The sequence below is a fragment of the Rhodococcus sp. P-2 genome (assembly GCF_016598535.1).
Taxonomy (GTDB): domain Bacteria; phylum Actinomycetota; class Actinomycetes; order Mycobacteriales; family Mycobacteriaceae; genus Rhodococcus_F; species Rhodococcus_F baikonurensis.
In genome coordinates this window covers 4,787,364-4,812,317 of record NZ_CP066779.1, presented here as the reverse complement: position 1 = coordinate 4,812,317, position 24,954 = coordinate 4,787,364, and the positions used below count along the sequence as shown (strand labels likewise).

The 24,954-nt window shown below is 62.8% G+C and carries 27 protein-coding genes and 1 pseudogene; 9 read left to right on the top strand and 19 right to left on the bottom strand.

Annotated elements, in window-relative coordinates:
- Nucleotides 1-17 precede the first annotated feature (17 nt).
- Complete coding sequence (locus I7X09_RS22560) at nt 18-1,223, top strand: winged helix-turn-helix domain-containing protein (protein ID WP_095970988.1); 1,206 nt, start codon at nt 18-20, stop codon at nt 1,221-1,223.
- A gap of 246 nt (nt 1,224-1,469) precedes the next feature.
- Here the strand turns inward: I7X09_RS22560 and I7X09_RS22555 are convergent, their stop codons facing one another.
- Both I7X09_RS22555 and I7X09_RS22550 read right to left on the bottom strand, forming a co-directional pair.
- Nucleotides 1,470-2,624 carry a Rieske 2Fe-2S domain-containing protein gene (locus I7X09_RS22555; RefSeq protein ID WP_166810686.1) on the bottom strand — a complete coding sequence of 385 codons (1,155 nt, stop codon included), beginning with the start codon at nt 2,622-2,624 and terminating at the stop codon, nt 1,470-1,472.
- A gap of 59 nt (nt 2,625-2,683) precedes the next feature.
- Entirely contained in the window at nt 2,684-2,950 is a 267-nt protein-coding gene (locus I7X09_RS22550) for a hypothetical protein (RefSeq protein ID WP_172436575.1), read from the bottom strand.
- On the opposite strand from I7X09_RS22550, the pseudogene I7X09_RS29505 reads away from it, so the two are divergent.
- A pseudogene (locus tag I7X09_RS29505) lies at nt 2,925-2,996 on the top strand (helix-turn-helix domain-containing protein); the annotation flags it as partial. The gene I7X09_RS22550 and the pseudogene I7X09_RS29505 overlap by 26 nt on opposite strands.
- 39 nt (nt 2,997-3,035) lie before the next feature.
- A complete protein-coding gene (locus I7X09_RS22545) occupies nt 3,036-3,581 on the top strand; it encodes an IclR family transcriptional regulator domain-containing protein (protein WP_234036993.1) in 546 nt (181 codons plus the stop codon).
- 79 nt (nt 3,582-3,660) lie between these two features.
- Here the strand turns inward: I7X09_RS22545 and I7X09_RS22540 are convergent, their stop codons facing one another.
- From I7X09_RS22540 to echA20, 4 genes are read right to left on the bottom strand one after another with little or no spacing between them, the layout of a single operon-like run.
- Entirely contained in the window at nt 3,661-4,722 is a 1,062-nt protein-coding gene (locus I7X09_RS22540) for an NAD(P)H-dependent flavin oxidoreductase (RefSeq protein ID WP_075832222.1), read from the bottom strand.
- Nucleotides 4,719-5,474: a CoA-transferase subunit beta gene (locus I7X09_RS22535; protein ID WP_003945796.1), complete on the bottom strand. Its 756-nt coding sequence runs from the start codon at nt 5,472-5,474 to the stop codon at nt 4,719-4,721. Before I7X09_RS22535 ends, I7X09_RS22540 begins: the two co-directional genes overlap by 4 nt.
- Nucleotides 5,471-6,379, bottom strand: coding sequence for a cholesterol ring-cleaving hydrolase subunit IpdA (gene ipdA / locus I7X09_RS22530; RefSeq protein WP_003945662.1), 909 nt, complete (start codon nt 6,377-6,379; stop codon nt 5,471-5,473). The genes I7X09_RS22535 and ipdA overlap by 4 nt, the downstream gene beginning before the upstream one ends.
- 7 nt (nt 6,380-6,386) lie before the next feature.
- Nucleotides 6,387-7,163 carry a (7aS)-7a-methyl-1,5-dioxo-2,3,5,6,7,7a-hexahydro-1H-indene-carboxyl-CoA hydrolase gene (echA20, locus tag I7X09_RS22525; protein ID WP_003945611.1) on the bottom strand — a complete coding sequence of 259 codons (777 nt, stop codon included), beginning with the start codon at nt 7,161-7,163 and terminating at the stop codon, nt 6,387-6,389.
- Nucleotides 7,164-7,265: 102 nt separating this feature from the next.
- Between echA20 and I7X09_RS22520 the strand changes: the two genes are divergently transcribed.
- A complete protein-coding gene (locus I7X09_RS22520; protein ID WP_095970993.1) occupies nt 7,266-8,180 on the top strand; it encodes an SDR family oxidoreductase in 915 nt (304 codons plus the stop codon).
- 67 nt (nt 8,181-8,247) lie between these two features.
- Here the strand turns inward: I7X09_RS22520 and I7X09_RS22515 are convergent, their stop codons facing one another.
- The 4 genes from I7X09_RS22515 to I7X09_RS22500 all read right to left on the bottom strand — a co-directional run bounded on the left by I7X09_RS22515 (nt 8,248) and on the right by I7X09_RS22500 (nt 11,138).
- Nucleotides 8,248-8,919, bottom strand: a complete 672-nt coding sequence (locus tag I7X09_RS22515; RefSeq protein ID WP_095970994.1) for a GNAT family N-acetyltransferase — start codon at nt 8,917-8,919, stop codon at nt 8,248-8,250.
- A gap of 94 nt (nt 8,920-9,013) precedes the next feature.
- Entirely contained in the window at nt 9,014-9,427 is a 414-nt protein-coding gene (locus I7X09_RS22510) for a hypothetical protein (RefSeq protein WP_021342917.1), read from the bottom strand.
- Nucleotides 9,428-9,484: 57 nt separating this feature from the next.
- Entirely contained in the window at nt 9,485-9,973 is a 489-nt protein-coding gene (locus I7X09_RS22505) for a nitroreductase family deazaflavin-dependent oxidoreductase (RefSeq protein WP_095970995.1), read from the bottom strand.
- A gap of 1 nt (nt 9,974) precedes the next feature.
- Complete coding sequence (locus I7X09_RS22500) at nt 9,975-11,138, bottom strand: steroid 3-ketoacyl-CoA thiolase (protein ID WP_095970996.1); 1,164 nt, start codon at nt 11,136-11,138, stop codon at nt 9,975-9,977.
- Between the two features lie 174 nt (nt 11,139-11,312).
- On the opposite strand from I7X09_RS22500, the gene I7X09_RS22495 reads away from it, so the two are divergent.
- Complete coding sequence (locus I7X09_RS22495) at nt 11,313-12,563, top strand: cytochrome P450 (RefSeq protein WP_007734267.1); 1,251 nt, start codon at nt 11,313-11,315, stop codon at nt 12,561-12,563.
- Between the two features lie 194 nt (nt 12,564-12,757).
- On the opposite strand, the gene I7X09_RS22490 is transcribed toward I7X09_RS22495, so the two are convergent.
- The 6 genes from I7X09_RS22490 to I7X09_RS22465 all read right to left on the bottom strand — a co-directional run bounded on the left by I7X09_RS22490 (nt 12,758) and on the right by I7X09_RS22465 (nt 17,873).
- Nucleotides 12,758-13,138, bottom strand: coding sequence for a VOC family protein (locus tag I7X09_RS22490; protein WP_020906296.1), 381 nt, complete (start codon nt 13,136-13,138; stop codon nt 12,758-12,760).
- A gap of 175 nt (nt 13,139-13,313) precedes the next feature.
- Nucleotides 13,314-13,724 (bottom strand): nuclear transport factor 2 family protein, encoded by a 411-nt coding sequence (locus tag I7X09_RS22485; protein ID WP_007734269.1) that lies wholly within the window; start codon nt 13,722-13,724, stop codon nt 13,314-13,316.
- 9 nt (nt 13,725-13,733) lie between these two features.
- Nucleotides 13,734-14,597: a TIGR03619 family F420-dependent LLM class oxidoreductase gene (locus I7X09_RS22480; RefSeq protein ID WP_095970998.1), complete on the bottom strand. Its 864-nt coding sequence runs from the start codon at nt 14,595-14,597 to the stop codon at nt 13,734-13,736.
- A gap of 36 nt (nt 14,598-14,633) precedes the next feature.
- Nucleotides 14,634-15,815: a thiolase domain-containing protein gene (locus tag I7X09_RS22475; RefSeq protein ID WP_095970999.1), complete on the bottom strand. Its 1,182-nt coding sequence runs from the start codon at nt 15,813-15,815 to the stop codon at nt 14,634-14,636.
- Nucleotides 15,815-16,885 (bottom strand): thiolase domain-containing protein, encoded by a 1,071-nt coding sequence (locus I7X09_RS22470; protein WP_200313756.1) that lies wholly within the window; start codon nt 16,883-16,885, stop codon nt 15,815-15,817. Before I7X09_RS22470 ends, I7X09_RS22475 begins: the two co-directional genes overlap by 1 nt.
- A gap of 10 nt (nt 16,886-16,895) precedes the next feature.
- On the bottom strand, nt 16,896-17,873 hold the full coding sequence (locus tag I7X09_RS22465; protein WP_172436585.1) for a Zn-ribbon domain-containing OB-fold protein: 978 nt from the start codon (nt 17,871-17,873) through the stop codon (nt 16,896-16,898).
- A 73-nt stretch (nt 17,874-17,946) separates the two neighbouring features.
- On the opposite strand from I7X09_RS22465, the gene I7X09_RS22460 reads away from it, so the two are divergent.
- Both I7X09_RS22460 and I7X09_RS22455 read left to right on the top strand, forming a co-directional pair.
- Nucleotides 17,947-18,984 (top strand): LLM class F420-dependent oxidoreductase, encoded by a 1,038-nt coding sequence (locus I7X09_RS22460; protein ID WP_200313754.1) that lies wholly within the window; start codon nt 17,947-17,949, stop codon nt 18,982-18,984.
- Nucleotides 18,985-19,156: 172 nt separating this feature from the next.
- Nucleotides 19,157-20,131, top strand: a complete 975-nt coding sequence (locus I7X09_RS22455; RefSeq protein ID WP_200313752.1) for a hypothetical protein — start codon at nt 19,157-19,159, stop codon at nt 20,129-20,131.
- 92 nt (nt 20,132-20,223) lie between these two features.
- Here I7X09_RS22455 and I7X09_RS22450 read toward each other — a convergent pair whose 3' ends face one another.
- Complete coding sequence (locus I7X09_RS22450; RefSeq protein WP_070796348.1) at nt 20,224-21,048, bottom strand: crotonase/enoyl-CoA hydratase family protein; 825 nt, start codon at nt 21,046-21,048, stop codon at nt 20,224-20,226.
- A 79-nt stretch (nt 21,049-21,127) separates the two neighbouring features.
- Here I7X09_RS22450 and I7X09_RS22445 point away from each other — a divergent pair, with 79 nt between their 5' ends.
- Together I7X09_RS22445 and I7X09_RS22440 are read left to right on the top strand one after the other, a co-directional pair.
- Entirely contained in the window at nt 21,128-22,801 is a 1,674-nt protein-coding gene (locus tag I7X09_RS22445) for an acyl-CoA synthetase (protein ID WP_039973409.1), read from the top strand.
- Nucleotides 22,801-23,916: an NAD(P)H-dependent flavin oxidoreductase gene (locus tag I7X09_RS22440; RefSeq protein WP_003945863.1), complete on the top strand. Its 1,116-nt coding sequence runs from the start codon at nt 22,801-22,803 to the stop codon at nt 23,914-23,916. The genes I7X09_RS22445 and I7X09_RS22440 overlap by 1 nt, the downstream gene beginning before the upstream one ends.
- A 55-nt stretch (nt 23,917-23,971) precedes the next feature.
- Here I7X09_RS22440 and I7X09_RS22435 read toward each other — a convergent pair whose 3' ends face one another.
- Nucleotides 23,972-24,127 carry a hypothetical protein gene (locus tag I7X09_RS22435; protein ID WP_019746984.1) on the bottom strand — a complete coding sequence of 52 codons (156 nt, stop codon included), beginning with the start codon at nt 24,125-24,127 and terminating at the stop codon, nt 23,972-23,974.
- A gap of 67 nt (nt 24,128-24,194) precedes the next feature.
- On the bottom strand, nt 24,195-24,932 hold the full coding sequence (locus I7X09_RS22430; protein WP_007734278.1) for a FadR/GntR family transcriptional regulator: 738 nt from the start codon (nt 24,930-24,932) through the stop codon (nt 24,195-24,197).
- Nucleotides 24,933-24,954: the final 22 nt, after the last annotated feature.

The following is a 24,954-nucleotide window of genomic DNA, read 5'->3' as shown; positions in this document are numbered from 1 at the left end:
GCGTAGTCTGGCCCACTATGAGCGAAGTCGTGTCACTGGCAGCTGCCCGTCGCATAGCGCTTGCCGCTCAGGGATTCGGCAAATCGCATCCCACGACGGTCACGCGTCGCAATCTGGTCGGCGTGATGGACCGGTTGCAGGTGCTGCAGATCGACTCGGTCAATGTCTTCGAGCGCAGTCACTACCTGCCGGTTTACGCTCGGTTGGGGGCGTACGACAAATCCAGACTCGATCAGCTCGCCTTCGCCCCCGGCTCGGGTTACCTCGAATACTGGGGCCACGAGGCAACGTTCTTGCCGGTGGACATGTGGCCGTTGTTCCGCTGGCGGATGGATCAGTTTCGCGCCAAAGCACTCGGTGACAAGGACGGGTGGGCTTCCGATCGGAGTGTCTTCCTCGATTGGTTGCGGCAGGAGTTGCGCGACAACGGTCCGATGGCGGCGAGCGAGATCGAACACGAAGCGAACACACGACGCGGTCCGTGGTGGGGGTGGTCCGATGTGAAGGTCGGGCTCGAGACGCTGTTCCGTTGGGGCGAGGTGGTCTCGGCGGGGCGCGCCGGTTTCGAGCGTCGTTACGGCCTGGCCGAGCAGATGCTTGAACCCGAGATACTCGACGCACGGGTCGAGCGGTCGGAGGCGATACGCGAGCTGGTGCTGCGGGGAGTGAGGGCACATGGTCTGGGCACACTCGACGACATCGCCGACTACTTTCGTCTGCCCAGCGCAGAAGCACGAACCGCGTTGCAGGAACTCGAAGAGGCCGGCAGTGTGCGCCGGGTATCCGTCGACGGCTGGGAGCGTCGAGGTAAAGCAAGAGAAGTGTGGATCGATCCACAAGCGAAGCGTCCCAGGTCCATCCGTGCGGAAGCGTTGTTGTCCCCCTTCGATCCGGTAGTGTGGGCACGCGATCGAGCGTTGCGGCTCTTCGACTTTCACTACCGGATCGAGATCTACACTCCAGCCCACAAGCGAGTTCACGGGTACTACGTGCTCCCGGTCCTGATCGACGACAAGATCTGTGCCCGAGTCGATCTGAAGAACGACCGTCAGAACCGTCGGCTGCTGGTGCGCGCGGCGTGGGCCGAACCCACCGCGGACGCCGACACTGCTCCCCGGTTGGCGGAACTCCTACGCAGAACTGCGCATTGGCAGGGCTGCGAGACCATCGAGGTGGAGAACAAGGGCACGCTGTCTAGGGATCTGTCCGCCGCCCTTGCGTGAGCCGTCGTGGCCGCGAGGGCGAGTGTCATTCGGGTACGGTTATGCGCCCGTCGACTGCGGCTCTGTTGATGGATTTTCTCAACTCGGAGCAGCTTCCGGATCGAATGCTCGTCGGTGCGACGTGTTCGCGGTACTCCAAACATGTGGTGCGAGAATCTGATCGCCACTGAGTCGACGTGTGGTGCCAACTGTTCTTCTCGACGAGGACGTATGCTCCGCACCGCTCACAGTCCAGCGGTTCCATGGTCATCGGTCCACCCCTGCAGCGGCTTTGCGAGCGATGTTGTCCGCGACCTCCTGCTTCCACACCTCGATGGGTTTGCTTGTGTCCATTTCGAATTCGAAGCGATCGACCATCTCGGGCGTGACGTCGGCGACGTCGACGTAGAACTGTTCGTACCAGCGTCGCAGTTGATAGACCGGACCGTCCTCGGTGCAGAGCAGCGGGTTGTCGATGCGAGTCTTGTTCTTCCAGATCTCGATGTCCTGCTCGAACCCGACGCCGATGTAACCGATCATCGCATCAACGGTTTGGTCCGCTATTCCGGCGGGAAGTTCGTCGGTCTTCTTGACGGTGATGCCGTACATCAGGACGAACTTGTTCGGGCTGATCGGGTAGTGGCAGTTGATCAAAACCGAATCCACCTTGAACGTTTCGTACTGGTACACCAGATCGTCGACCATGAAGGACGGCCCGTGATAGGCGGCCACCGAGAGGTTCGAGACCAACTTCGGCACGTCGGGGTCGGTCCAGGTCACGATGTCGTCGCGGTTGATGCCACTTTGCTCCTGGATCGCGACGTGACCTTCGAAGACGTTCTTGAAATAGGTGGGGAACGAGAAGTGCACGTAGAAGAAATGCGCCATGTCGACGACGTTGTCGACGATTTCTCGGCAGTTGGTATCGATGACGATCGACTTCCACACCCAATCGGTCCACTCGTGCTCCGCAGACTTGATGATCGGAATGGCGACCTCGGCAGGAGGCGGATTGCCTTCGGGGTCGTGCCAGACGAAGAGCAGGTCATCCTGTTCGAGCGTGGTCCAGGCGCGGGTTTTGGCAAGCGGAGGAACCCGGCGGGCATAGGGAATCGCCGTGCACTTTCCGTTGCCTCCCCAGCGCCAGTCGTGAAATGGGCACGCGATCGAATCTCCCTTGATCGTGCCCTGACTGAGGTCTCCACCCATGTGTCGGCAGTACGCGTCGAGGACCTTCACCTCGCCCTGGCTGTCGGCGAATACGACAAGTTTGGTGCCGAAGGCCTCGATCGGATGTGGATTTCCGTCGTGAAAATCGTTCGCGAGCCCGAGGCAGTGCCAGCCGCGGGCAAACCGCTCAGGGGTAACGCCTTCGTCGATGACGCGGAATTCGTCGACTTCGCCCAGGTCCATTGTGGTCATAACGCCGTCCTCTGTTCAGGGGTCTGTCCGTGCCACTGTGGCGAGGAGTGAGCTCAGGTTCAACGGGTGCAACCGGTGATCGGTATAGGTGCAGGTGGCAGTGACCAGGCGGGTTCGTCTCCCGCACGGTGGGAAATGCCCTGGCGGAGCGCGCCGACTGAGCCGAGATTGGCAGTCGGCAGCGAACACATCGCCCAGCGGTGCCCGCTCGACGGACGGATCACCGGAACGGAGACATCCATGTTGGTCGGACCGATCACCGAAGAGCCCATACCCATGTCAACTCTCGACAGACTGGCGATGGTGATGGATTGCTTTCGTGACACACCTCGACTGACGCTGGGGGAGGTGGCTCGTCGAACCGGAATTCCGCGGTCGTCCGTGCACAGGATGCTTCTGAAGCTTGTGAGAATGGACTGGCTTCGACGAGAAGGGCTCGAGTACGAAGTTGGAGACAAGCTCGGTGACCTCGGGGCAATTTCGTTGTATCGAAACAAGTTCGAGAGAGTGGTGGTGCCGTTGTTGTACAACCTGCACCTCGTCACGGATCAGGCTGTCCATCTCGGAGTCCTCGAGGGAAGCAACGTGCGCTACGTCCAGAAGATCGGCAGCCGGGCGATACCCGAACTCCAGACAGGCGTCGGCACTCGAATTCCTGCACGGTCCTCGGCCATAGGCAAAGCGCTCTTGGCGGCGGGTCGCCGTTCGCCGCTCGCGCAGCCTTCTGGAATTGCCCACCGTCAGCGCGGCGTCGTATTCGGCACGTGTACTTCGGGACTCGGCTGTATCGGAGTGCGGGTCGGTGCACTGGGAGGGACCGAAGTCGGTCTGTCGATCAGTGGCCCGCTGGTTCGAGGCAAGATCGACGATCGGCACGTTGCACCCGTGCAGATGGCCGCCGTGGCAATCTCCCAGTATTTCGAGGTGCCGGACCGTCGTCACCGGCAGACCGGGTAGTGCCCCGCAACGCACAGAGTGCGCCTCCTTCGACTACGCGTAAAGCGCAGTGGGGGAGACGCACTCGGACAAATCTGGGTCAGCGAAGAGCCGCAAGCGCGTCGATACGCCCCACAGCACCTTCCATGATGCTTTCGATCAGTTCCTTACAGCTGGGCAGATCGTTGATCATGCCGACAACCTGACCCGACGCGAGAACACCGGCTTCGGTGTTGCCCTCGACCAGTCCGGCCTTGAGCAACATCGGGGTGTTGGCGGCCATGATGATCTGCATCAGAGTGCGGTCACCCGAGCGCTTCATCGCCAGACCGTCCTTGGCGAGCGTCGACCACTTCATGCCTGTCATGGCCTTGAACTTGGTGGCGTTCTTGGCTGCGGCGATCAAACCGGTTGCATAACTGGAACCTTCGAGGCTGTTGACCAAGTCGGTATTGAGCACGCGGTGAGGCATGCCGTCGACCTTGCGAGAGACTGTTGTATCCGTCAGTCCGCGCTTGAGATACTCCTGCTTGACGGAATCGGGTACCGAAGAGTCGCTGGTGAGCAAGAAACGCGTCCCCATCGCGACACCGGCTGCGCCGTACGCCAACGCGGCAGCCAGCCCGCGGCCGTCGAAGAATCCGCCACCGGCGATGACCGGAATATCGACCGCGTCGAGAACCGAGGGGAGAAGCAATGTCGTTGCCACACCGCCGGTGTGACCACCACCTTCGCCGCCCTGGACGATGACGGCGTCCGCGCCCCACGACGCAACCTTGACCGCATGCTTCGCGGCACCGATCGAAGGTACGACGACGATGCCGTGGTCCTTGAGTTTGGCGATCAGTTCCTTCTTAGGAGCCAAGGCAAACGACGCGACCTTGACGCCCTCACGGATCAGCAGGTCCGCGCGTTGCGGGGCGTCGGTGGCGTCGGCACGCATGTTGACGCCGAACGGCTTGTCCGTGAGCTGCTTCGTCTTCTTGATCGCGTGCTCGAGCTCGTCGTACGTCATCGTGGCCGAAGCCAGGATGCCGAGACCACCGGCGTTAGCCGTCGCTGACGTCAGTGCGGGCCCGGAAACCCAGCCCATACCCGTCTGCACGATCGGGTACTCGACACCGACCAGTTCGGTCAGCGCGGTCTTCAGGGTGGGGGTCATGCCGAGACCTCACGGTCCCGGAGGTTGCGCGGATCGAGGGTCTCACGGATGAGGTGGAGTTCTTCGGCGGTGGGGTCGCGGGTGATACCGGCCTCGGCGAGTCCGGCAACCTCGAACGAGGTGTTCTCGGCTACCTCTTCCGCCGTGACTCCGGGGTGAAGGCTCAACGCGCGGAACGTGTTTCCGGGACCTCCGAAGTCGAAGACACCAAGATTGGTGACGACGCGGGGGATGTTCAGGTACTTGTATGCCGGGTTCTCGGGGTCGATCTGGTCGTAGCCGACACCGCACACCACGTCGACCTTGTCGACGAACACTCGCTTGGAGTGCTTGGGGACGAAGTAGCTCGTCGCGTGGTTGATGGTGTTACCCGGGGCGCCGCGCACACCGAACATCTGACGCGTCGGCTGCTGAAGCGGGCCGAAAGCGGAGAGGTTCTGGTTGCCGTGGCGATCGAGCTGATTGGCACCCATGACAACGTGGCGACGGCCGGAAGCGACGACGTCGAACACCTTGCGGAAGGGCATCCATCCTTCGACGGGGCCCTTCGTTCCGACTGCCGGAGTGTCCTCGAGGATGAGGGCTTCACCATCGGTGATCAGCAGGTCGGGTTCGGTGGTGAGCCGAGCCAGGCGAGCGCCGATGGTGGACGACGTCGACATGGGGCTGGCCATGATTTCGCCTGCACCGGAAAAGATTTCAGCGCATGCGAGAACGACGTACTCTGCGCGGGTGACGGTGGATTCGCTCATTTTGCCTGCTCCCCTGCCTTTGATGAATCGGCAAACTTCTTTACTGCGGCTTGGTAGTCCTCTTCGCTGCCGGAGAGGAACGTGTCGACGAACGCCTGCCACGACTCGGGGGTCTTGGCGGACTCGGCGTAGTGACGCTGGAACTTCTCGTCGCGGCCGTAGCTTTCGCCGGCCAACGTGAAGTGTGCACCATTGGGTGCCTCGACGACGGCGTCGACCATCATGCGGTTGAGCAGAAGGTTCTGCAGTGGAACGGATTTGACCAGTTCTTCGGTCTCGACGATGCGTTCGACAGAGACGTAACGCTTCTCGGCGGCCATGCAGTACAGGTCGTCGAAGTACGGGTCGACGCCGTTGTACGCGGCATTGCCGTGCTTGTCACCGAGATTGAGATGGACGAACGACGCATCGAGGTTGAGCGCAGGCATCGCGATCAAGGTCTCGGAACGGCCGTCGGCCTCGGGATACGGGGAGGTGACGGTCTTGAGTTCGTCGCCCCAGAAGTTGCGGACGTCCGAACCCAGGCCGGCGCGGATCGGGAGGAAGGGGAGACGGGCGGCAGCGGCTTCGAGGCCGCACTTGACCATTCCTTCGTCCATCTCGCGCACTTCGATCTCACCGGCGGTGCGCGCCTTGGCAAACCACGGATCGTAGAACGGCGCGGAGTCCAGGGACACGAAGCCGTAGTACGCCTTCTTGACCTTGCCGGCCGAGCACAGCAGTCCGAGATCCGGTCCGCCGTAAGTGACCACGGTCAGGTCCTTGATGTCCGAACGCAGAATTGCACGCACGAAGGCCATCGGCTTACGGCGAGATCCCCAGCCGCCCAAGCCGATCGTCATTCCGCTGCGGAGTTCGCCGACTACCTCGTCGAGCGACTTCGTCTTGTCACGCTTGCTAGCCATGTTTTTCTCAGCCTTCCTTCTGGGTTGCGTTCTCGCGCGGCTTGCCGGTGGCGACGAACTCGTCGCGGTGCTCGTCGGACACACCGAGGAGGTTGAGTTCGAAGGTGTAGCCCTGCTCGAGGCGGTAGCTGCCCTTGACGTCGACCGGGTCGATGCCGTTGATGGCTTCCTTGGCGCACCGGATGATGCGGGTGTCCTTGGCGGCGATCTTCGCGGCGATTTCGCGAGCGCACTCGTCGAGCTTCTCACGCGGAACCACGTCGTAGACGCTGCCGAACTGCTTGAGTGTGTGGGCGTCGACGCTCTGCGCCGTGTAGTAGAGCGTGCGCATCATGTGTTGCGGCACCAGGCGCGAGAGGTGTGTGGCAGCGCCGAGTGCACCGCGGTCGACCTCGGGGAGGGAGAAGATCGCGTCGTCGGAAGCGACGATCACGTCCGCGTTCCCGACCAGTCCGATGCCGCCACCGACGCAGAATCCGTTGACTGCCACGACGACGGGCACAGCGCAGTCGTAGACGGCGGCGAAGGCTGCGGCACAACCGCGGTTGGCGGCGACCAGTGCGTCGAATCCCTCGGTGGCCTGCATCTCCTTGATGTCGACGCCGGCGTTGAATCCGCGTCCCTCGGCTCGCAGGATCACCACGTGCGTGTTCAGATCCTTGCCCGCGTCGAGGATGGCGTCGGCAAGCTCGAACCATCCCTTGGACGGGATTGCGTTGACCGGCGCGTAGTCGATGGTGACCGTGGTGATGCCGGTTCCGTCGGAGGAGGTGCTGATGCCCATATCGGGATTCCTTACGTCTGTGTACCAAACCAAGCGATTGCTTGGTAAGTTAGCACACAAGCGGAGCCGACAAGCCCGAGCAGAGTGCATTAGGAGACAAAAATGAGTGGATTGGTCGACGGACGCGTAGTCATCATCACCGGGGCAGGTCGAGGTATCGGACGCGCGCATGCGTTGGCGTTCGCGGCTGAGGGGGCCAAGGTCGTCGTCAATGACATCGGTGCGGGTGCCGACGGTTCCGAGACCGGCGAAAGTCCGGCCGAGCAGGTTGTCGCGGAGATCATCGCTGCGGGTGGCCAAGCAGTGGTCAACGGAGACGACGTCGCCGACTGGGCGGGCGCCGAAAATCTGATCAAGACCGCGATCGATACTTTCGGTGGCCTGGACGTACTCGTGAACAACGCGGGCTTTCTGCGTGACCGCATGCTCGTCGGCATGAGCGAAGGCGAGTGGGACGCGGTAATCCGTGTGCACCTCAAGGGGCATTTCGCGCCCCTGCGTCACGCTGCTGCCTACTGGCGCGGTGAAGCCAAGGCAGGCAAGACCGTCGACGCACGCATCATCAACACCAGTTCGGGTGCAGGACTGCAGGGTTCGATCGGCCAGGGCAACTACGCTGCGGCGAAGGCCGGTATCGCCGAGATGACCATCCAGGCCGCGGCCGAGCTCAAGAATTACGGCGTCAGTGTCAATGCGATCGCACCTGCTGCGCGCACGCGCATGACAGTCGGTGCAGGTGGGGCGATGGCAGAAGCGATGGCAGCTCCGGAAGAGGGCTTCGATGCCATGGCTCCCGAGAACATCTCGCCGCTGGTCGTCTGGCTCGGCAGCGCCGAGGCCAAGGACGTCACGGGCCGGGTATTCGAGGTCGAGGGCGGAAAGATCACCGTCGCGGAGGGCTGGCGTCACGGCCCGAGCGAGGACAAGGGTGACCGTTGGGACCCGAAGGAAATCGGGCCCGTCGTGGCAGCGCTGTTGGAGAAGGCTGAGATTCCGACGCCGGTGTACGGGGCGTAGGGCCTCCGGCCCCGTGAGTGGTTAAGGAGTGCAGGGACTCCTTAACCACTCACAGGCGGCGTGCCGCCTACGCAGGCGCCCGAACAACCAGCACGGTGCCGGGGAACTCTGCTGCGAGCTCGCGCCGCGAATGCTTCACGCAGGCGGTGCCGTAGCCCTTCTTGCGGGACTCGGGTGCAATCCAGATCGCGACGTTGACCTCTTGGCCGTCGAGTTCGCCGAACACCAGACCGACGCTCTTCGGGCTGTCGCCGGAGACGTCCTCGGCGACGAACCAGGCAGCGCTCTCGTCGTCGATACGGCCGAGACCGCCGACGCGCTCGGCTTCGATTCGATCCTCGCTCCACGGATTGCCGTCTTCGCCGAGCTGCTCGCCCGAACGAATCGTGAACAGCGACTTGTCTTCTGCGCTGTCGCTGAACGGACGCAAGCTGAAGTTCTGCCCGCTGCTCGCGGGGCGATCGAGCGTCGTCCATTCGAGTGTTGCGTCGAGATTCTCCAGCTCGCCCTGGATGCGATCGCGTGCAGCCTTGGTCAGTGCGCTGAACTTGAGGCTCAGAACTGCTTCGGCATTTGCTTCCGACGTGCCGAGGAGTTCCGCGACGGTGGTCAGTGCCTCCTGGTGGTCCTTGCTGTCGACCACTGCATCCAGCACCTCGTGGCGACGCTCCAGCGCACGCACGAGTGCGGAAGTGATCTCGCGTCGGTCCAGGATCTGATCTTGAATATGCGTCGTCATATATGCGACTCCTTGCTGTGTTCGAGGCTCTGTCGAAACGCCGTGCGGACCGTACGAGTCAATAGTGCTCCAACTCGCCCGTTATGGCACGCGTTCAGCCTCCGGTGCGGCGAACGAGCCGTTCGTAGCGCTGGCGGGCGGCTTGAGTGCTGCCGAGTCCGAGTCCGAAGGCAATATCCTGCCAGGTCATGCCACGTTCGCGAGCAATTCCGAGGAACAGCGCTTCCAGCTGTTCCATTTCGGCTCGGGCCTTGGGGATCAGAGTCAACGCAGCCATGACGTCGGCGTCGTCGACCTCGGGTTCGTTCGGCTGCGGTGTGTCGGTTCCGCCGGCAAGACGAGCCACGACGCGCACCGCGCCGTAGGGCTCGAGCATCTCCGGATGGGATTGCCGTGCGCGCTGGCTTTGGGTCGCGCCGTGGCGCTCGCTGATCCGAAAGAGCCCGGCGTACTCGCGATGTGCGCGTTCGCGGCCGGAATCGATCGGTCTGAACTGGTCATCGGTCATGAACCCATGGTGGCACGAACCCGGGCCAGTGTAAACGTTGTGTTGTAAACAGTTCGTTTAGTTCTTCAGAGGCTCGCACACGATGACGGGAATGATCCGGTCGGTCCAGGCTTGATAGTTGTCGAAATCCGGATACATCGCCGTCAACTTCGGCCACAGCCGAGCGCGCTCGTCCTCGGTGGCGACGCGGGCTTTCATCGAGCGGATCCGAGACTTGATCTGCACCGTCACCACCGGATCCGCCTTGATGTTGAGGTACCACATCGGGTTCTTCGGAAGACCACCTTGCGACGCCACCAGAATCACGTCTTCGCCGTCCTCGAGGAACAGCAGCGGACTGATCCGCTCCTCGCCGGATTTGCGACCGGTGGTGGTGAGCAGGCAGATCGGCAGCCCGCGTGGGAACGCGCTGCCGACCCGCCACTTGCTACCCAGCCTCCCGTCGGTGGCGCGATACATGGCGACGTTTGCCTTCGACATCCACTTGATGATCTTGACCGTCGCCGGAGCGTCGAGTCCCTTGGGTTTGGCTGGGGGAGTGGTCATCTCAGATACGCTCGATGATGGTTCCGGTGGCCAGCGCGCCGCCGGCGCACATCGTGATCAGAGCCGTCGAGCCGTTGCGACGCTCCAGTTCGTGCAGTGCGGTGGTGATCAGTCGAGATCCCGTGCTGCCGACCGGATGGCCGAGAGCGAGCGCGCCGCCGTTGACGTTGACGTTGTCGAAGTCGGGTTCGTGAACCTGAGCCCAGGACAGTGCGACGGATGCGAATGCTTCGTTGATCTCGAACAGATCGAGGTCGCCGATCTTCATTCCGCTCTTCTCCAGAACGCGGCTGGTTGCCTGCACCGGTCCGTCGAGGTGGAATTCCGGCTCCGAGCCGACCAGCGCCTGGGCGATGATGCGGGCACGCGGCTTCAATCCGAGCGCGCGAGCCTTGTCCTCGTCCATGAGCAGGACTGCCGCAGCACCGTCGGAGATCTGGGAAGACGTTCCGGCCGTGTGAATCCCGCCTTCGAGGACGGGCTTCAGGCGGGCAAGGGACTCCGCTGTCGTATCGCGCAGGCCCTGATCGCGATTGACGAGCTTGGTCTCGCCCGTGAGGTTTCCTTCCTTGTCGACCTGGGGTGCCGAGAGTTCGAGAACCTCGCGGTCGAAACGCCCTTCCTCCCAAGCCTGCTTGGCCAGCGCCTGCGAGCGGACGCCGAGAGCTTCGACGTCGTCGCGAGTAAGACCGCGTCGGCGTGCGATACGTTCTGCAGCTTCGAACTGGTTGGGCATGTCGATGTCCCACGTCGCGGGTCGACGCGGTCCGGCCTGATCGCCGACGTTTGCGCCGAGGGGAACCTGGCTCATGGCTTCGATGCCGCAGGCGATGCCGGCATCGATGGCGCCCGTGGCGATCAGTCCGGCGATCAGATGGTTCGCCTGCTGAGCGGAACCGCACTGGCAGTCCACGGTCGTTGCGCCGGTCTGCCACGGCAGACCTGCATGCAACCATGCCGTGCGCGTGATGTTGTTGGACTGAGCGCCGGCCTGGGTGACGCAGCCGCCGATCACCTGCTCGATGAGCAGCGGGTCGATACCCGACCGGTCGAGAACGCCCTTCTGGGCCGCTCCGAGGATCTCGGCGGCATGCAGACCGGCGAGCCAACCTCCGCGCTTGCCGATCGGTGTACGGACAGCCTCGACGATTACTGGTGTGCCCACAGCGGGCTCCTTTCCTTGTAATGAAAAAGTAGAACAGGTTCTCTGCGGGAAGCAAGACCTGTCGACGTTTCCTTTCCTAGTAAGCAGGCTTGTGTTTCAATGAGAGTAGAACGTGTTACACATCACGGATCCCCATCACCCCTGTGATGAAAAGGCTTAGGGCAGGAGACATCAGTGGCACAGCCCGCATTCCCCGAGGGAATCGACTTCACGGACCCCGACATCTACGCGGAACGCATGCCGTTCGAGGAGTTCGCCGAACTCCGGAAGACGGCCCCCGTGTGGTGGAATCCGCAGCCCCCGGAAATCGGTGGATTCCAGGACGAGGGCTTCTGGGTGGTCACCCGTCATGAAGAGGTCAAGGAGGTTTCGCAGCGAAGCGACATCTTCTCGACCCACGAGAACACTGCGATTCCTCGCTTCGCCGACGACATCCCGCGTGAGAACGTCGAGATGCAGCGGTTCATTCTCATCAACAAGGACGCTCCGGAGCACACCAAGCTGCGCAAGCTGGTCTCCCGCGGATTCACCCCGCGCGCCATCAACAGCCTGCGCGAGGAACTGACCGAGCGTGCCGAAAAGATCGTCACGACCGCGGCTGCCGGCGGTGCCGGAGACTTCGTGGTGCAGGTCGCGTCCGAGCTTCCGCTGCAGGCCATCGCCGAACTTCTCGGTGTGCCGCAGGAAGATCGAATGAAGCTCTTCGACTGGTCCAACCAGATGACGTCGTACGACGACCCCGAGTTCGACATCGACCCGCAGGCGGCGTCGATGGAGATTCTGGGATACGCGTACCAGATGGCGGATCAGCGCAAGAAGTGTCCCGCCGATGACATCGTCACCAAGCTCATCGAAGCGGACATCGACGGAAATGAGCTCTCCCCAGAGGAATTCGGCTTCTTCGTGATCCTGCTTGCGGTCGCGGGTAACGAGACCACTCGCAATGCCATCACACACGGCATGGTTGCCTTCCTCGACAATCCCGACCAGTGGGAGCTGTACAAGAAGGAACGTCCCAAGACAGCGGCCGACGAGATCGTTCGTTGGGCCACCCCGGTAACGTCCTTCCAGCGCACCGCGCTCGAAGACACCGAACTCGGCGGACAGAAGATCAAGAAGGGCGATCGCGTCGTGATGATGTACGCGTCGGCCAACTTCGACGAAGACGTCTTCGAGAACCCCACGAAGTTCGACATCATGCGTGACCCCAATCCGCACCTCGGATTCGGCGGCACCGGTGCGCACTACTGCATCGGCGCCAACTTGGCCCGTCTGGAAATCGATCTGATCTTCAACGCGATCGCCGATCACCTACCCGACATCACCAGGCTCGGCGATCCCCGCCGCCTGCGCTCGGGCTGGCTCAACGGCATCAAAGAGTTTCAGGTTGATTACAAGACATCGGGCTGCCCGGTCAAACACTGATCCGGACATATACTGACCTGGTAACCGGCGAGTAGGTTCTGTGTAGCTTTTCGGGAGTTGCCTCTGCACTCTCGAACACGCAGAACTACAGTAGACGTTCCGGGGAGCCACTCGTTGGCAACCTGGAACTGCGGCGGCGTCTGCGGGATCCCTCATCTCCCGTAGGCGCCGCCGGTTGTAGTTCACTCTCTCATTCAGCCGCCGTACGGTTTGGTGATCGCTTCCAGGAAATGTCCCGACGGGTCGAGGAAGTAGACACCACGCCCACCGTCGTTGGTGTTGAAGCCGGTACTCGACTGGCGCGGATCGGCCCAGTGATCCAGTTTCAACGCCTGTATTCGCTGGTAGATGCCGTCGAAGTCATCTTCGGAGACGAGGAAAGCGTAGTGCTGAGACGCCACCTCGGCGCCCTCTTCCACCTGTGCGAAGTCCAGTGTCACGCCGTGCTCGAGTTCAACGCCGAGAAAGTAGCCGGCTTCGACCGGGCCTGGCAGACCGAACATGTGAGTGAAGAACCACGCAGACTCTTGTCGGTCTTTTGCGGCGATGATGGTGTGATTGAACGAAATGGTCATGAGTGACCCCTTGCAGTACGACGCCTCCATGCCTGACGCAGTCCGTCATCGACACGCGACGTTGGCAACCAGGAAACCATTTCGAGGTTCTCGGTGCAAGTACGACAGGCTGATTCGACTACGACGAGAGCGGCCCCGGTCGATGACCGGGGCCGCTCTCGTACTGGGGGGGTTCTCAGGCTTTGCGCGCCGTCTTCATCGCACGGTCCACTTCCCAGAATGCTCGAAGCGACGCGATCTTGCCGTCGTCGTTCACCCGGTAGACGAACACGCCTTCGGCGTCGATGATCGAGCCGCCGATGGTCGTACGGATTTTGCCGATGTTGACGTTCTCGTTGCCGCACACCAGGGAATCGTCGATCAGGAACTCGAGCTTGTCCGCGTTGGCGATCGTCATGTCGTAGAACTTGGAGATCGCTTCACGCCCGTGATGGCCTTTGCCTTCGGGGTCGAAACCCGACGGCCCGACCGGATCCTCCACCCAGCCGTCCTCGGCGAAGAGGTCCAGCCAGGCTTCCTTGTTCTTGCCACTCGCGGCGGCGCGCGATGCGTTACCCGCGACGCGGGCGGGGTGCTCGTCGGTCATCGCAGCTCCTCAGTTGATGTACTGTTCGGCGAACTTGCGCATCGAATCCTGCTTTGCCTCGAGCGGGGCATCGAATCCGATTCCGTCGAAAACCCAAGGCACGGTGATGATGTCCGTGACGCCGGCGTCCTCGAGTTCTGCGTAACCGTCCTTACCGAAACGGTCGATGCACACCGTCTGGATTTCGTACGGCTCGTTCTCGCGGCCGTACTCGGCGCGCAATTCGCGCAGTCGTGCGATCACACCCACCAGGTCGTCGAACTTGATCATCGCCGACGTCCATCCGTCGCCGACTCGTGCAGCACGCTTGAGTGCGACCTCGGTGTGGCCGCCGACGTAGAACGGAACCGGCTTGGTGGGAGCCGGGCTCATCTGCAGGCGATCGAAATCGAAGAACTCACCGTGATACTCGACCATGCCGCCGCCGAGAATCAGCTTGAGAACGTCGATCATCTCGTCCACACGTGCGCCCCGACGCTTGTACGGAGCGCCGCACCACTCGAACTCTTCCGGAGCCCAACCGATTCCGACGCCGAAGCCGAAGCGGTTGTTCGTCAGTGCCGCCACCGATCCGACCTGCCGCGCGAGCAGGACCGGATTGCGGCTACCCAGCTTGAGCACCTGGGTGTAGAACTCGATCTTCTCGGTCACGGCGCCCATTGCGGCCGCGGCGATCAGCGGATCGACCCAGGGGGTCTCGGCATTCCACATCCGAGACCCGTCTGGGGTGTACGGGTAATCCGCCGCCTGCGTTTCCATGAAGAACAGTGAATCGGGGAGAGCGATCGACGAAAAGCCGCATTCCTCGGCCGTTTTGGCGATACCGGCTAACTGGTCCAAGGGGTTCATGGCAACCCCGACGGTGTACTTCATCTTCGGCCTCTTCCTGATCGGCGTGTGTGCTGCTGCTTACGTGGTGGGGCGTTCGGAGCCGACGACCCACATCGAGAAGTACTGCGAGCCACCGCCGTAGGCATGGCCGAGAGCCTTGCGGGCGTCGGCCACCTGGTGATCGCCGGCGCGGTGCATGACCTGCATCGCGGACTCGGCGAACCGGATCATGCCCGAGGCGCCGATCGGGTTGGACGAGAGAACACCTCCCGAGGCGTTGACCGGGAGCTTGCCGCCGATCGCGGTTTCTCCGGCCTCGGTCAGCTTCCAGCCCTGACCTTCCTCCGCGAAGCCGAGGTTCTCGAGCCACATCGGCTCGAACCACGAGAACGGGACATAGATTTCGGCGCAGTCGATCTCGTTGAGCGGATCGGTGATTCCCGCTGACTTCCACAGCGCGGCCGCGGCGTCGCGGCCGGCCTGCGGATTGACCTGATCGCGTCCGGCGTAGAAGGTCGGCTCGGTGCGCATGGCCGTCGCGTGAATCCAGGCGACGGAACGACCCTCGGCCTCGACCTGTGCGGCCGCTTCCTCGTTGCCGATCACCAGAGCACACGCACCGTCCGAGGACGGGCAGGTCTCGTCGTAGCGGATCGGATCCCAGAGCATCTGAGATGCCTTCACCGATTCGAAGGTGATGTCCGGCTGCCGCAGGTGCGCATACGGATTGAGGCTGCCGTTCAGCCGATCCTTCACCGCGACGAGGTAGCCGATGTGCTCCGGTGCGCCCGATCGACGAATGTACGAACGGACGTGCGGGGCGAAGTATCCACCGGCACCGGCGCCGACGGGCATGTTGAACGGAACCGGTGTGGACAGCGCCCACATGGCGTTCGACTCGGACTGCTTCTCCCAGGAAACCGTCAGAACCCGCTTGTGGACCCCGGATTTGACCAGACTGGAGGCGACGATAGCCGTCGAACCGCCCACAGAGCCGGCTGTGTGAACACGCAGCAACGGCTTTCCGTTGGCGCCCAGGGCATCCGACATGGCGAGTTCGGGCATCATCGAACCCTCGAACAGGTCGGGGGCCTTTCCGATGACGACGGCGTCGATGTCGTCCCAGCCGACGTTGGCATCGAGCATCGCTGCGTCGATGGCTTCACGGACCAAGCCCGCCATCGAGACGTCGTGACGCTTTGCGACGTAGTGAGTTTGGCCGGTGCCGAGCACGGCCGCGAGTTGAGGCGTTCCGGCCATCAGTTCCGTCCCTCCAAGACTGCTACCAGGTTCTGCTGCAGCACAGGGCCGCTTGTTGCATGGGCCAGAGCGCGATTCGCCTGGCCGTCGAAGATCGCCTTGGCGGCGTGGCCGATTCGTTCCAGACCACCGGCGAACAGGGGGTTGCCGCTCAGCGGTCCGCCGGACGGGTTGATCGTGGTGGCGTCGGTCAGGCCGATCGCTTCCTTCAAGATCAATTCCTGGTGAGTGAACGGTGCATGCAGTTCGGCGACGTCGATGTTGCCGACCTCGCCGCCCGTTGCCGCCTTGGCCGCCGACGTAGTGGACGGCGACGTGGTCAGATCACGTGCGCCCAGGTTGGGGGAGTCGATGCGATGCTCGAGTCCGGTGATCCACGCCGGCCGCTCGCAGAGATCGCGGGCGCGGTTACCCGAGGCCAGGACGATTGCTGCCGCACCATCGGTGATAGGTGCACAATCGTGTGTGCGCAACGGATCTGCGAGGAAGGGGCTGGCGAGAAGTGCCTCGACGTCGACCTCGCCCGCGAGCTGAGCCTTCGGATTGCTCAGCGCGTGACGACGGCTACGAGCTGCCACCTCCGCCATGTCCTCTTGCGTCCACTTACCCGCGTCGAGTCCGAGTCGGGCTTGAAGCCCGGCGATCGAGACAGAGTCGGGCCACAGCGGAGTGACGAGGTACGGATCGAGCTGCATCGACAGGATCTTGCGCAGGTGCCCGGCGGAAGACTTGCCGAATCCGTACACCAGCGCGGTCTCGACCTCGCCGGTCAAGATCTTGATCCACGCTTCGTAGAAGGCCCACGCAGCGTCCATCTCGACGTGAGATTCGTTGATGGGCGGTACCGCTCCGATGGAGTCGACGGCCGAGATGAAGGAGAACGCTCGTCCGGCCAGGTAGTCGGAAGATCCGGAGCACCAGAAGCCGATGTCGGACTTGGTGATTCCCAGATCGTTGTAAAGCTGCTGGAAGCACGGGACGAGCATCTCGACGCCGTTGGTGGTGCCGTTGGTTTCGCGGACGTGGGGTGCCTGAGCAAAGCCCACGACTGCGATGTCTGCAGAAGTCATTTCAGGAGCCTCACAGGTGGTGTTGGAAGGTGGAGTACTCGGCGTCGGGTTCACCTGTCGGCCGGAAGTATTCGATGTTCTCGAGGGTGTAACCCCACTCTTCGCGAGGCTTCCACTTGGCTTCGACGCGCATGCCCATCCGTACGTCCGCGGCATCACATTCGAGGATCAAGTGCAGGAACGGAATGTCGGCCCCGTCGAGAAGCACGTAGGCGGCCACGTAGGGCGGCTTGATCCGCTGCCCGAGGAACGGGACGTTGACGATGCAGAAGGTGGTGACAATTCCCTTGTCCGGCAGTTCGATCTGCTCGCTCGTCGGCTTCCCGTTGGTGGGATTGGCGCCGCGCGGTGGGATGTAGATCTTGTCTTCGGGTCCGCTACGACCACCGATCAGCTTGCCCTCGGCGAGACCGCGGAGGTAGAAACTCTCCTCGGCTGAAGCGGAATGCATGAAGTGCAGGTCGACAGGCGTCGTGATCATGGTGACAGGATCGGCGCTGGGATCGACTGTCGCGATGCCGTTTTCGCTCTCACCTGGTTCGAAGCACTCGATGTCCTTGATCTGCCCGATCCGCTCCGACGCCCAGCGAGCACGAACCCGCAGCCCGGTGCTGATGTCGTCGGGGGAGTCGACGTCGACCGCGTGGAGCATGGACGTGTCCGCGCCGTCGAGCTTGATCAGGGCCCACGCGAAAGGCTTCGTCAGTGGTTGACCCTCGATGGGTTCGGGCATCCACGTCCAACTCACGACCGTTCCGCCGTCGGAGACTCCGACGAAGTCGGTCAGTGGTTCGGCCGTGTCCGGATCGAATTCCGGTGGCGGCACGAAGACACGACCGTTCGACCCTCGTGCGCCGATCACCTTGCGATCACGCAGGGCAGTCACGAACGCGCCGATGGTCGGTCCCGTCGATCTGGTGTAGTCGAAATGGAGATTCAATGGTGCGCTCAGGGGCTTGTCGGCCACCCCGCTCTTTCCGATGGTCACAAGATCGAGTAGAACAGGTTCTAGAGATTGTGGCAAGAGTCACTTCTGATCACCGGCAATGTGGAGGCGTGCGATGAAGCTTGGGTTGCAACTCGGATACTGGGGCGCACAGCCGCCGGCAAACGCCCCGGAACTGATCGAGGCTGCGGAAGGTGCGGGATTCGACGCGGTCTTCGCGGCGGAGTCGTGGGGCTCGGACGCTTTCACTCCGCTCGCCTGGTGGGGATCGCGCACCGAGAAGGTTCGGCTCGGTACGTCCGTCGTACAGATCTCGGCGCGAACACCGACCAGCTGTGCCATGCACGCGCTCACCCTCGACCACCTGAACGGCGGACGAACGATCCTCGGGCTCGGCGTATCCGGACCACAGGTCGTCGAAGGGTGGTACGGCCAGCCTTTCGAGAAACCGCTCGCACGCACCCGTGAATACGTCTCGATCGTGCGCCAGGTCCTTGCCCGTGAAGCGCCCGTCACCAGTCCCGGTCCCCACTACCCTCTGCCGTATGCGGGACCGGGCAGTTCGGGACTTGGCAAGCCGCTCAAGCCCATTACGCACCCGCTGCGTGCGGACATCCCGATCTGGCTCGGCGCCGAAGGGCCGAAGAACGTCGCGCTTGCCGGCGAAATCGCCGACGGGTGGCTGGCGATCTACTACACCCCGCGCCTGGCCCCGATGTACAACAAGTGGCTCGACGAAGGCTTTGCTCGCGCCGGGGCCCGTCGTAGCCGCGAAGACTTCGAGGTTGCCGCCACGTGCCAGGTCATCGTGACCGACGACCGAGCAGGCGCCATCGCGACTCTCAAGCCGATGACCGCCCTCTACGTCGGCGGAATGGGTGCCCCGGAGTTGAACTTTCACGCGCAGGTCTACAAGCGGATGGGCTACGAGAAGGAGGTCGACGAGATCGGTCGCCTCTTCATGTCGGGCCGCAAGGAGGAAGCCGCTGCCGTCGTCCCCGACGAGATGGTCACCGAGACCATGATCATCGGCAACGTCGACGAGGTGCGCGCAGACGTGAAGCGTTGGGAGGAAGCTGGAGTCACGATGCTGCTGGTGACCTGCCGCGACGCTGACCATGTGCGAGAGCTCGCGGCTGCGGTGGGTGGTTGAGCGGGGCGCCCCCTTTTTTCGAGCGGGACCCCCCCTTTTTTCGAGCGAACGGCACGTTCAGCGCATCTGAGGCGCTGAACGTGCCTTTCGCTCGCCGAAAGTTATCCACAGGGCCACCAAAACCCCAGGTCGCCTCCGGAGCCCGCGCTGCTACTCGAGTCATGCTGCAACCATGCGGCGTGGAACGTGGGGCGATGATCTGGACGCGATCTACCGCGTCAGTAGAAGCGGAGTGATCCGAACGGCGGAGTTGGCGCGATTGGGCGTGTCCAACTCCGCCGTGCACACCCGGTGCCGAGTGGGTGGACCCTGGCAGCGCATTTTGCCAGGAGTCATCCTGCTCCGAAATGGTCAGCCGACGCCGCGTCAACGATCGATCGCTGCGCTCATGTTGAGCGGTGACGAGTCTCTGCTGACCGGGCGATCTGCCATGTCGGAGTACGGATATCGGATGCATTCCGGGGATGTGCAGGTGCTCATCCCCATCGACCGTCGTGTTCAATCGGTTGGGTTCGTCACGGTGGAGCGCACTGTTCGACTGCCTGAGCCGGAGATTCGTAACGGTCTGCGCTGTGCGCCGCTGCCGAGGGCGCTACTCGACGCTGCGAGGCGGTGCAGGGCCCTCGATCCCACACGGGCGCTCATTGCCGAGGTCGTTCAGCGTGGCGACGTCTCGGTGCGCGAACTTGCGAAGGAACTCGAGGCGGGCAGCAGTCGGGGGTCCGCGCTACCTCGGGTCGTGTTGCGCGAAGTGAACGCGAACGTCCACTCGGTTCCGGAGGTTCACGCGCGAAAACTGTGGCAGAGGAGCGGGCTGCCCGAAATGTTGTTCAACCATGAGATCCGGGATGCGAAGGGAGACTTCATCGCAATTCCGGACGGATGGGTCGATTCGGTTGCCTTCGCGTGGGACATCGACTCGTTGGAATGGCATGCCGCGCCGACGGACTACAAGCGCACGGTGGAACGTCGGACGCGAATGCAGAATGCGGGAATCATCGTGTTGCCGACGGTGCCCAGTGCACTGCGAACGGACCCTGATCGCGTGATCGAGGACCTGCGTGCGCACTACCGATTGGCGCAATCCCGTCCTCGGCCTCAGGTGTTCGTGAGGTCGAGGTGGGTGAAAATGGACGAAACCGGCTGAGCGAAAGTACCTTTCGGCGCACTGAAGGCGCCGAAAGGTACGTTCGCTCGAAAAGGGGGTGGGTCAGACGGGGTGACTCAGACAACCCTGACTCAGATGCCCTTGAACTGGGGTGCCCGCTTCTCACCGAAAGCCCGCGGGCCCTCCTTGGCGTCCGCGCTCATGAACACCTTCATGCCCAGTTGCGCGTCGATCTGGAAGGCCTCTTCCTCGTGCATGCCCTCGGTGTCGCGGATGGTCTTGAGGATCGCCTGCACGGCGAGGGGGCCGTTGGCGCTGATCAGGTCGGCGAGCTCCAGCGCCTTGTCGAGGGCCTGGCCGTCCGGGACGACGTGGCCGATCAGCCCGATCTCCTTGGCTTCGGGCGCTTTGATGTGACGACCGGTGAGCAGGATGTCCGCCGCGATCGTGTACGGAATCTGGCGCACCAGACGCACTGCGGAACCGCCGAGTGGGAAGAGCCCCCACTTGGCTTCGGAGACGCCGAACTTTGCGCTCTCGCCTGCGACGCGGATGTCGGTGCCCTGCAGGATTTCGGTTCCACCGGCGATGGCTGCACCCTCGACCGCGGCGATCAGCGGCTTGGTCAACCGGCGACCCTTGAGGAGGCCTTCGATCTTGGACATGTCGACGCCGCCGCCCGCGAAGGAATCTCCCGGCGGTTTGGCGGACATGTTCTTGAGGTCGGCGCCGGCGCAGAAATCGCCGCCTGCTCCGGTCAGGATCGCCACGCGGATTTCGGGGTCGTTGTCGACCTGGTCCCAGGCGTCGACCATGATCGCCATCATCTCGCCGGTGATGGCGTTCTTACGCTCGGGGCGATTCATGGTCACGATGAGAACGTGGCCGCGCTTCTCCACGAGGCAATGCGGCGCGGTTTCCGAAATGTCTGATTTTTCGGTCGTCGAAGTGGACACTGATGGCTCCTGGCGGGTCTGTGAGCTGGCTCTCAAATTGGGTCTTGCCAGAAACGGTAACACGTTCTACTTTGAACTCGTGGCCCTTAACATCGCAGACTTCGTAGAGCACGCAATCGACCTCGTTCCGGACCGCGTTGCGCTGGTCTCGGACAACCGCGAGATGACTTATGCGCAGTTGGAGGACCGAGCAAACCGCCTCGGCCACTACCTGCGTGAACATGGCGTTCAGCCGGGTGACAAGGTCGGCATCTACTGCCGGAACGTCATCGAGGCGATCGAGGCCATGGTCGCCGTTTTCAAGATCCGGGCCGTGATGGTCAACATCAACTACCGGTACGTCGAGAACGAGTTGCAGTACATCTTCGACAACTCCGACATGGTGGCACTCATTCACGAGCGCCGCTACTCGGACAAGGTTGCGAACGTCCTGCCGAACACTCCCAAGGTCAAGTCCGTCATCGTGGTCGAGGACGGCACCGATCTGGATTTCAGTGCTTTCGGCATCGGCTACGAGGACGCACTCGCGCAGAGTTCGGGTGAGCGTGATTTCGAAGAGCGCAGCAACGACGACATCTTCATGCTCTACACCGGCGGCACCACCGGAAGTCCCAAGGGCGTCATGTGGCGTCACGAGGACTGGTGGCGTGTGCTCGGCGGCGGCATCAACTTCGTCACCGGCGTTCCGGTCGAGGACGAGTACGAGATGGCGAAGGTCGGCGCTGCCAACCCGAGCATGATCCGCTACCCGATCCCCCCGATGATTCACGGCGGTTCGCAGTCTGCGGTGTTCCACAGCCTCTTCGGCGGCGGAACCTGTTTGATGCACCCCGAATTCGACGCCCACGAGGTGTGGCAGAACATCGACAAGCACAAGGTCAACCTGATCTTCATCACGGGTGACGCGATGGGCCGCCCGATGCTCGACGCGCTGATCGCTGGAAACCCGGAGACCGGTGAGCCGTACGATCTTTCGACGCTCTACGTGATGGCCAGCAGTGCTGCCCTCTTCTCGCCGAGTATCCAGGAGCAGTTCCTCGAACTGCTGCCCAACCGCTTGCTGACCGACTCCATCGGCGCGTCCGAGACCGGCTTCGGTGGACTGGCAGTGCTCAGCAAGGGCCAGAAGCACACCGGCGGCCCGACGGTCAAGATCGACGCCTCCACAACGGTTCTCGACGACGACGGCAACGAGGTCGAACCCGGATCGGGCAAGCGCGGCATGCTCGCTCGCAAGGGCAACATCCCGCTCGGTTACTACAAGGACGAGGTCAAGACGGCCGAAACCTTCCGCACCATCAACGGCGTTCGTTACTCGATCCCCGGCGACTACGCGCAGGTCGAAGCCGACGGCACGGTCACGATGCTCGGCCGCGGTTCGGTGTCCATCAACAGCGGCGGCGAGAAGGTGTACCCGGAAGAGGTCGAGGGCGCTTTGAAGGCGCACCCGGACATCTTCGACGTGCTGGTGGTCGGTATCCCCGACGAGCGCTTCGGTCAGCGGGTTGCCGCAGTGGTTCAGGTACGTGAAGGCACGTCGCCGACCTTGCACGACATCGCCACCGCGGCGCGCAAAGAGATTGCCGGATACAAGGTTCCGCGCAGCGTGTGGTTCGTCGACCAGATCAAGCGCAATCCGGCAGGCAAGCCCGACTACCGCTGGGCCAAGGCTGAAACGGAATCGCGCGAGGCTGACGATCACAACGGAAACGGCGCTCCTGTGGCGTCCGCAAACGAAAGCGTGGAAGCCTGATGCGTTCGGATCTGGCCGACAAGTTCGGCATCGAATACCCGATCTTCGGATTCACTCCTTCCGAGCACGTCGCCGCCGCGATCAGTCGCGCAGGCGGTCTGGGCGTTCTCGGTTGCGTCCGGTTCAACGACCCGGAAGAGCTCGAAGCTGCACTGACGTGGATGGACGAGAACACCGACGGGAAGCCGTACGGCGTCGACATCGTCATGCCGGCCAAGGTGCCGACCGAGGGTGGTGCCGTCGATCTCGACAAGCTGATCCCGGAGGAGCACCGCGCCTTCGTCAATCGCACGCTGGACGAACTGGGGGTGCCGCCGCTGTCCGACGACGTCGAGCATGCGACCGGCGTACTGGGATGGCTTCACTCGGTGGCGCGGTCCCATGTCGATGTTGCTCTGGGGCATCGGATTGCGCTGATCGCGAATGCGCTGGGATCGCCGCCCAAGGACGTCATCGATCAGGCGCACGAGAAGGGCGTTCCGGTAGCGGCACTGGCCGGCGCCGTCGAGCACGCACGTCGTCACGTCGAGAACGGCGTCGACATCGTGATCGCGCAGGGCTACGAGGCCGGCGGTCACACGGGCGAGATCGCTTCGATGGTTCTGGTCCCGGAAATTGTTGATGCACTGGGTGATTCAGCTGCTGTACTGGCTGCCGGCGGTATCGGCAGCGGCCGTCAGGTGGCTGCTGCACTCGCACTCGGTGCATCCGGAGTGTGGATGGGCTCGTACTGGCTCACCACCTCCGAATACAAACTCGGCAGTGCGTCGGGCGAGGGCCCGTCCGCTATTCAGCGCGCACTGTTGGGCGCGACGTCGGCCGACACCGTACGTTCGCGCATCTACTCGGGTAAGCCCGCTCGGTTGCTCAAGACCAAGTGGACGGAAGCCTGGTCGAACCCGGGAGCACCGGCGCCCTTGCCGATGCCGCTGCAGAACCTGCTGGTCAGCGACGCTCATCAGAGAATCGCTGCATCGGAGAACCCGGAAGTTGTGGCAATGCCCGTCGGCCAGATCGTGGGCCGGATGAACGAGATCCGCCCCGTCGCCGAGGTCATGGCAGAGCTGGTGTCAGGGTTCGAGGACGCGCGAACCCGACTGGATTCGATGAAGTAGTAGATGACATGTACGTATGCCCTCGGCCGAGTTTCGGCCGAGGGCATACGTCGTTTCAGCCGGCGAGGTCGTCCGGTCCGACGCTGTCCGACAACCATTCTCCGCGGCTGAGGGCGCCGTCGTCGCGGCGACGTGCGATCACGAAAATGACGAGGGCGGCAGCGAGGACAACTGCGAGAACGCGCGAAGGCGTCAGGTTCGGGTTCTTCATACCCGTAATTTTGCCGGAAGAACGGGCGCGATGGTGAGGCAGCGGAGCAAAATCACGTGTTTCGAGATTACTGCGCTTCGGACGCATGGAGACTGGCGATCCGCTCGCGCAGGCCACCGAAGTGCACATCGAGAGTGTGCGCCGCCTCGACGGCATCACCCGTACGAATCGCGTCGAGAATCGCACGGTGCTTCGACGCGATGTCGATCAGTGGCGTGTCCGAATGCCCGATGGCTTGCTGAATCTCGCTGTACACCTGCCAGAAGACGTCCATCAACTGAGCGAGGACCTGGTTGTCGAGCGGGGAGTACAGGCGGGAGTGAAAGGTCGCGTCGATGTCGGAGAAGTTTTTCCCGGCGGCGGCACGAACCTCCATACCGGTGACGAGTTCGTCGAGGTCGGCGTGGTCGGCCGACGTCATCTCGGCCATTGCCGCACCGATCAATCCGGTCTCGAGTGCTTGACGAATGTCGACCAGTTCCATCGCCTCGTGCCCGGTGCCCTGCAACGACAACCGGCCGCGGAAGGTCAGGCCGTCGGCGAGAGCGTCGAAGTTGCTCGGGGCGACGAACATTCCGAAGCCGTGACGGATCTCGACGACGCCCAAGGCCTGCAGAACCTTGAGTGCCTCGCGGAGCGTGTTCCGGCCGATTCCCAACTCCTCGGACAGTTCGGCCTCGGTGGGCATCGGGTCGCCAGGGGAGAGTCTGCGTTCGAGGATCAAGTTCATGATGTCCGTCTGAAGTGCGCGCATGCGGTTTTGCGCGCTGAAACGAGCGCCCTGTGTGCCACTCCGGACAGACATCGATTCCCCTTTTCTGATACGA

Excerpts from the sequence above, each read along its gene's own strand:
- I7X09_RS22560 (WP_095970988.1), top strand. The coding sequence starts at position 18 with ATGAGCGAAGTCGTGTCACTGGCAGCTGCCCGTCGCATAGCGCTTGCC.
- I7X09_RS22555 (WP_166810686.1), bottom strand. The coding sequence starts at position 2,624 with ATGACCACAATGGACCTGGGCGAAGTCGACGAATTCCGCGTCATCGAC.
- I7X09_RS22545 (WP_234036993.1), top strand. The coding sequence starts at position 3,036 with ATGGACTGGCTTCGACGAGAAGGGCTCGAGTACGAAGTTGGAGACAAG.
- I7X09_RS22540 (WP_075832222.1), bottom strand. The coding sequence starts at position 4,722 with ATGACCCCCACCCTGAAGACCGCGCTGACCGAACTGGTCGGTGTCGAG.
- I7X09_RS22535 (WP_003945796.1), bottom strand. The coding sequence starts at position 5,474 with ATGAGCGAATCCACCGTCACCCGCGCAGAGTACGTCGTTCTCGCATGC.
- ipdA (WP_003945662.1), bottom strand. The coding sequence starts at position 6,379 with ATGGCTAGCAAGCGTGACAAGACGAAGTCGCTCGACGAGGTAGTCGGC.
- echA20 (WP_003945611.1), bottom strand. The coding sequence starts at position 7,163 with ATGGGCATCAGCACCTCCTCCGACGGAACCGGCATCACCACGGTCACC.
- I7X09_RS22520 (WP_095970993.1), top strand. The coding sequence starts at position 7,266 with ATGAGTGGATTGGTCGACGGACGCGTAGTCATCATCACCGGGGCAGGT.
- I7X09_RS22515 (WP_095970994.1), bottom strand. The coding sequence starts at position 8,919 with ATGACGACGCATATTCAAGATCAGATCCTGGACCGACGCGAGATCACT.
- I7X09_RS22510 (WP_021342917.1), bottom strand. The coding sequence starts at position 9,427 with ATGACCGATGACCAGTTCAGACCGATCGATTCCGGCCGCGAACGCGCA.
- I7X09_RS22505 (WP_095970995.1), bottom strand. The coding sequence starts at position 9,973 with ATGACCACTCCCCCAGCCAAACCCAAGGGACTCGACGCTCCGGCGACG.
- I7X09_RS22490 (WP_020906296.1), bottom strand. The coding sequence starts at position 13,138 with ATGACCATTTCGTTCAATCACACCATCATCGCCGCAAAAGACCGACAA.
- I7X09_RS22485 (WP_007734269.1), bottom strand. The coding sequence starts at position 13,724 with ATGACCGACGAGCACCCCGCCCGCGTCGCGGGTAACGCATCGCGCGCC.
- I7X09_RS22480 (WP_095970998.1), bottom strand. The coding sequence starts at position 14,597 with ATGAAGTACACCGTCGGGGTTGCCATGAACCCCTTGGACCAGTTAGCC.
- I7X09_RS22475 (WP_095970999.1), bottom strand. The coding sequence starts at position 15,815 with ATGGCCGGAACGCCTCAACTCGCGGCCGTGCTCGGCACCGGCCAAACT.
- I7X09_RS22470 (WP_200313756.1), bottom strand. The coding sequence starts at position 16,885 with ATGACTTCTGCAGACATCGCAGTCGTGGGCTTTGCTCAGGCACCCCAC.
- I7X09_RS22460 (WP_200313754.1), top strand. The coding sequence starts at position 17,947 with ATGAAGCTTGGGTTGCAACTCGGATACTGGGGCGCACAGCCGCCGGCA.
- I7X09_RS22455 (WP_200313752.1), top strand. The coding sequence starts at position 19,157 with ATGCGGCGTGGAACGTGGGGCGATGATCTGGACGCGATCTACCGCGTC.
- I7X09_RS22440 (WP_003945863.1), top strand. The coding sequence starts at position 22,801 with ATGCGTTCGGATCTGGCCGACAAGTTCGGCATCGAATACCCGATCTTC.
- I7X09_RS22435 (WP_019746984.1), bottom strand. The coding sequence starts at position 24,127 with ATGAAGAACCCGAACCTGACGCCTTCGCGCGTTCTCGCAGTTGTCCTC.
- I7X09_RS22430 (WP_007734278.1), bottom strand. The coding sequence starts at position 24,932 with ATGTCTGTCCGGAGTGGCACACAGGGCGCTCGTTTCAGCGCGCAAAAC.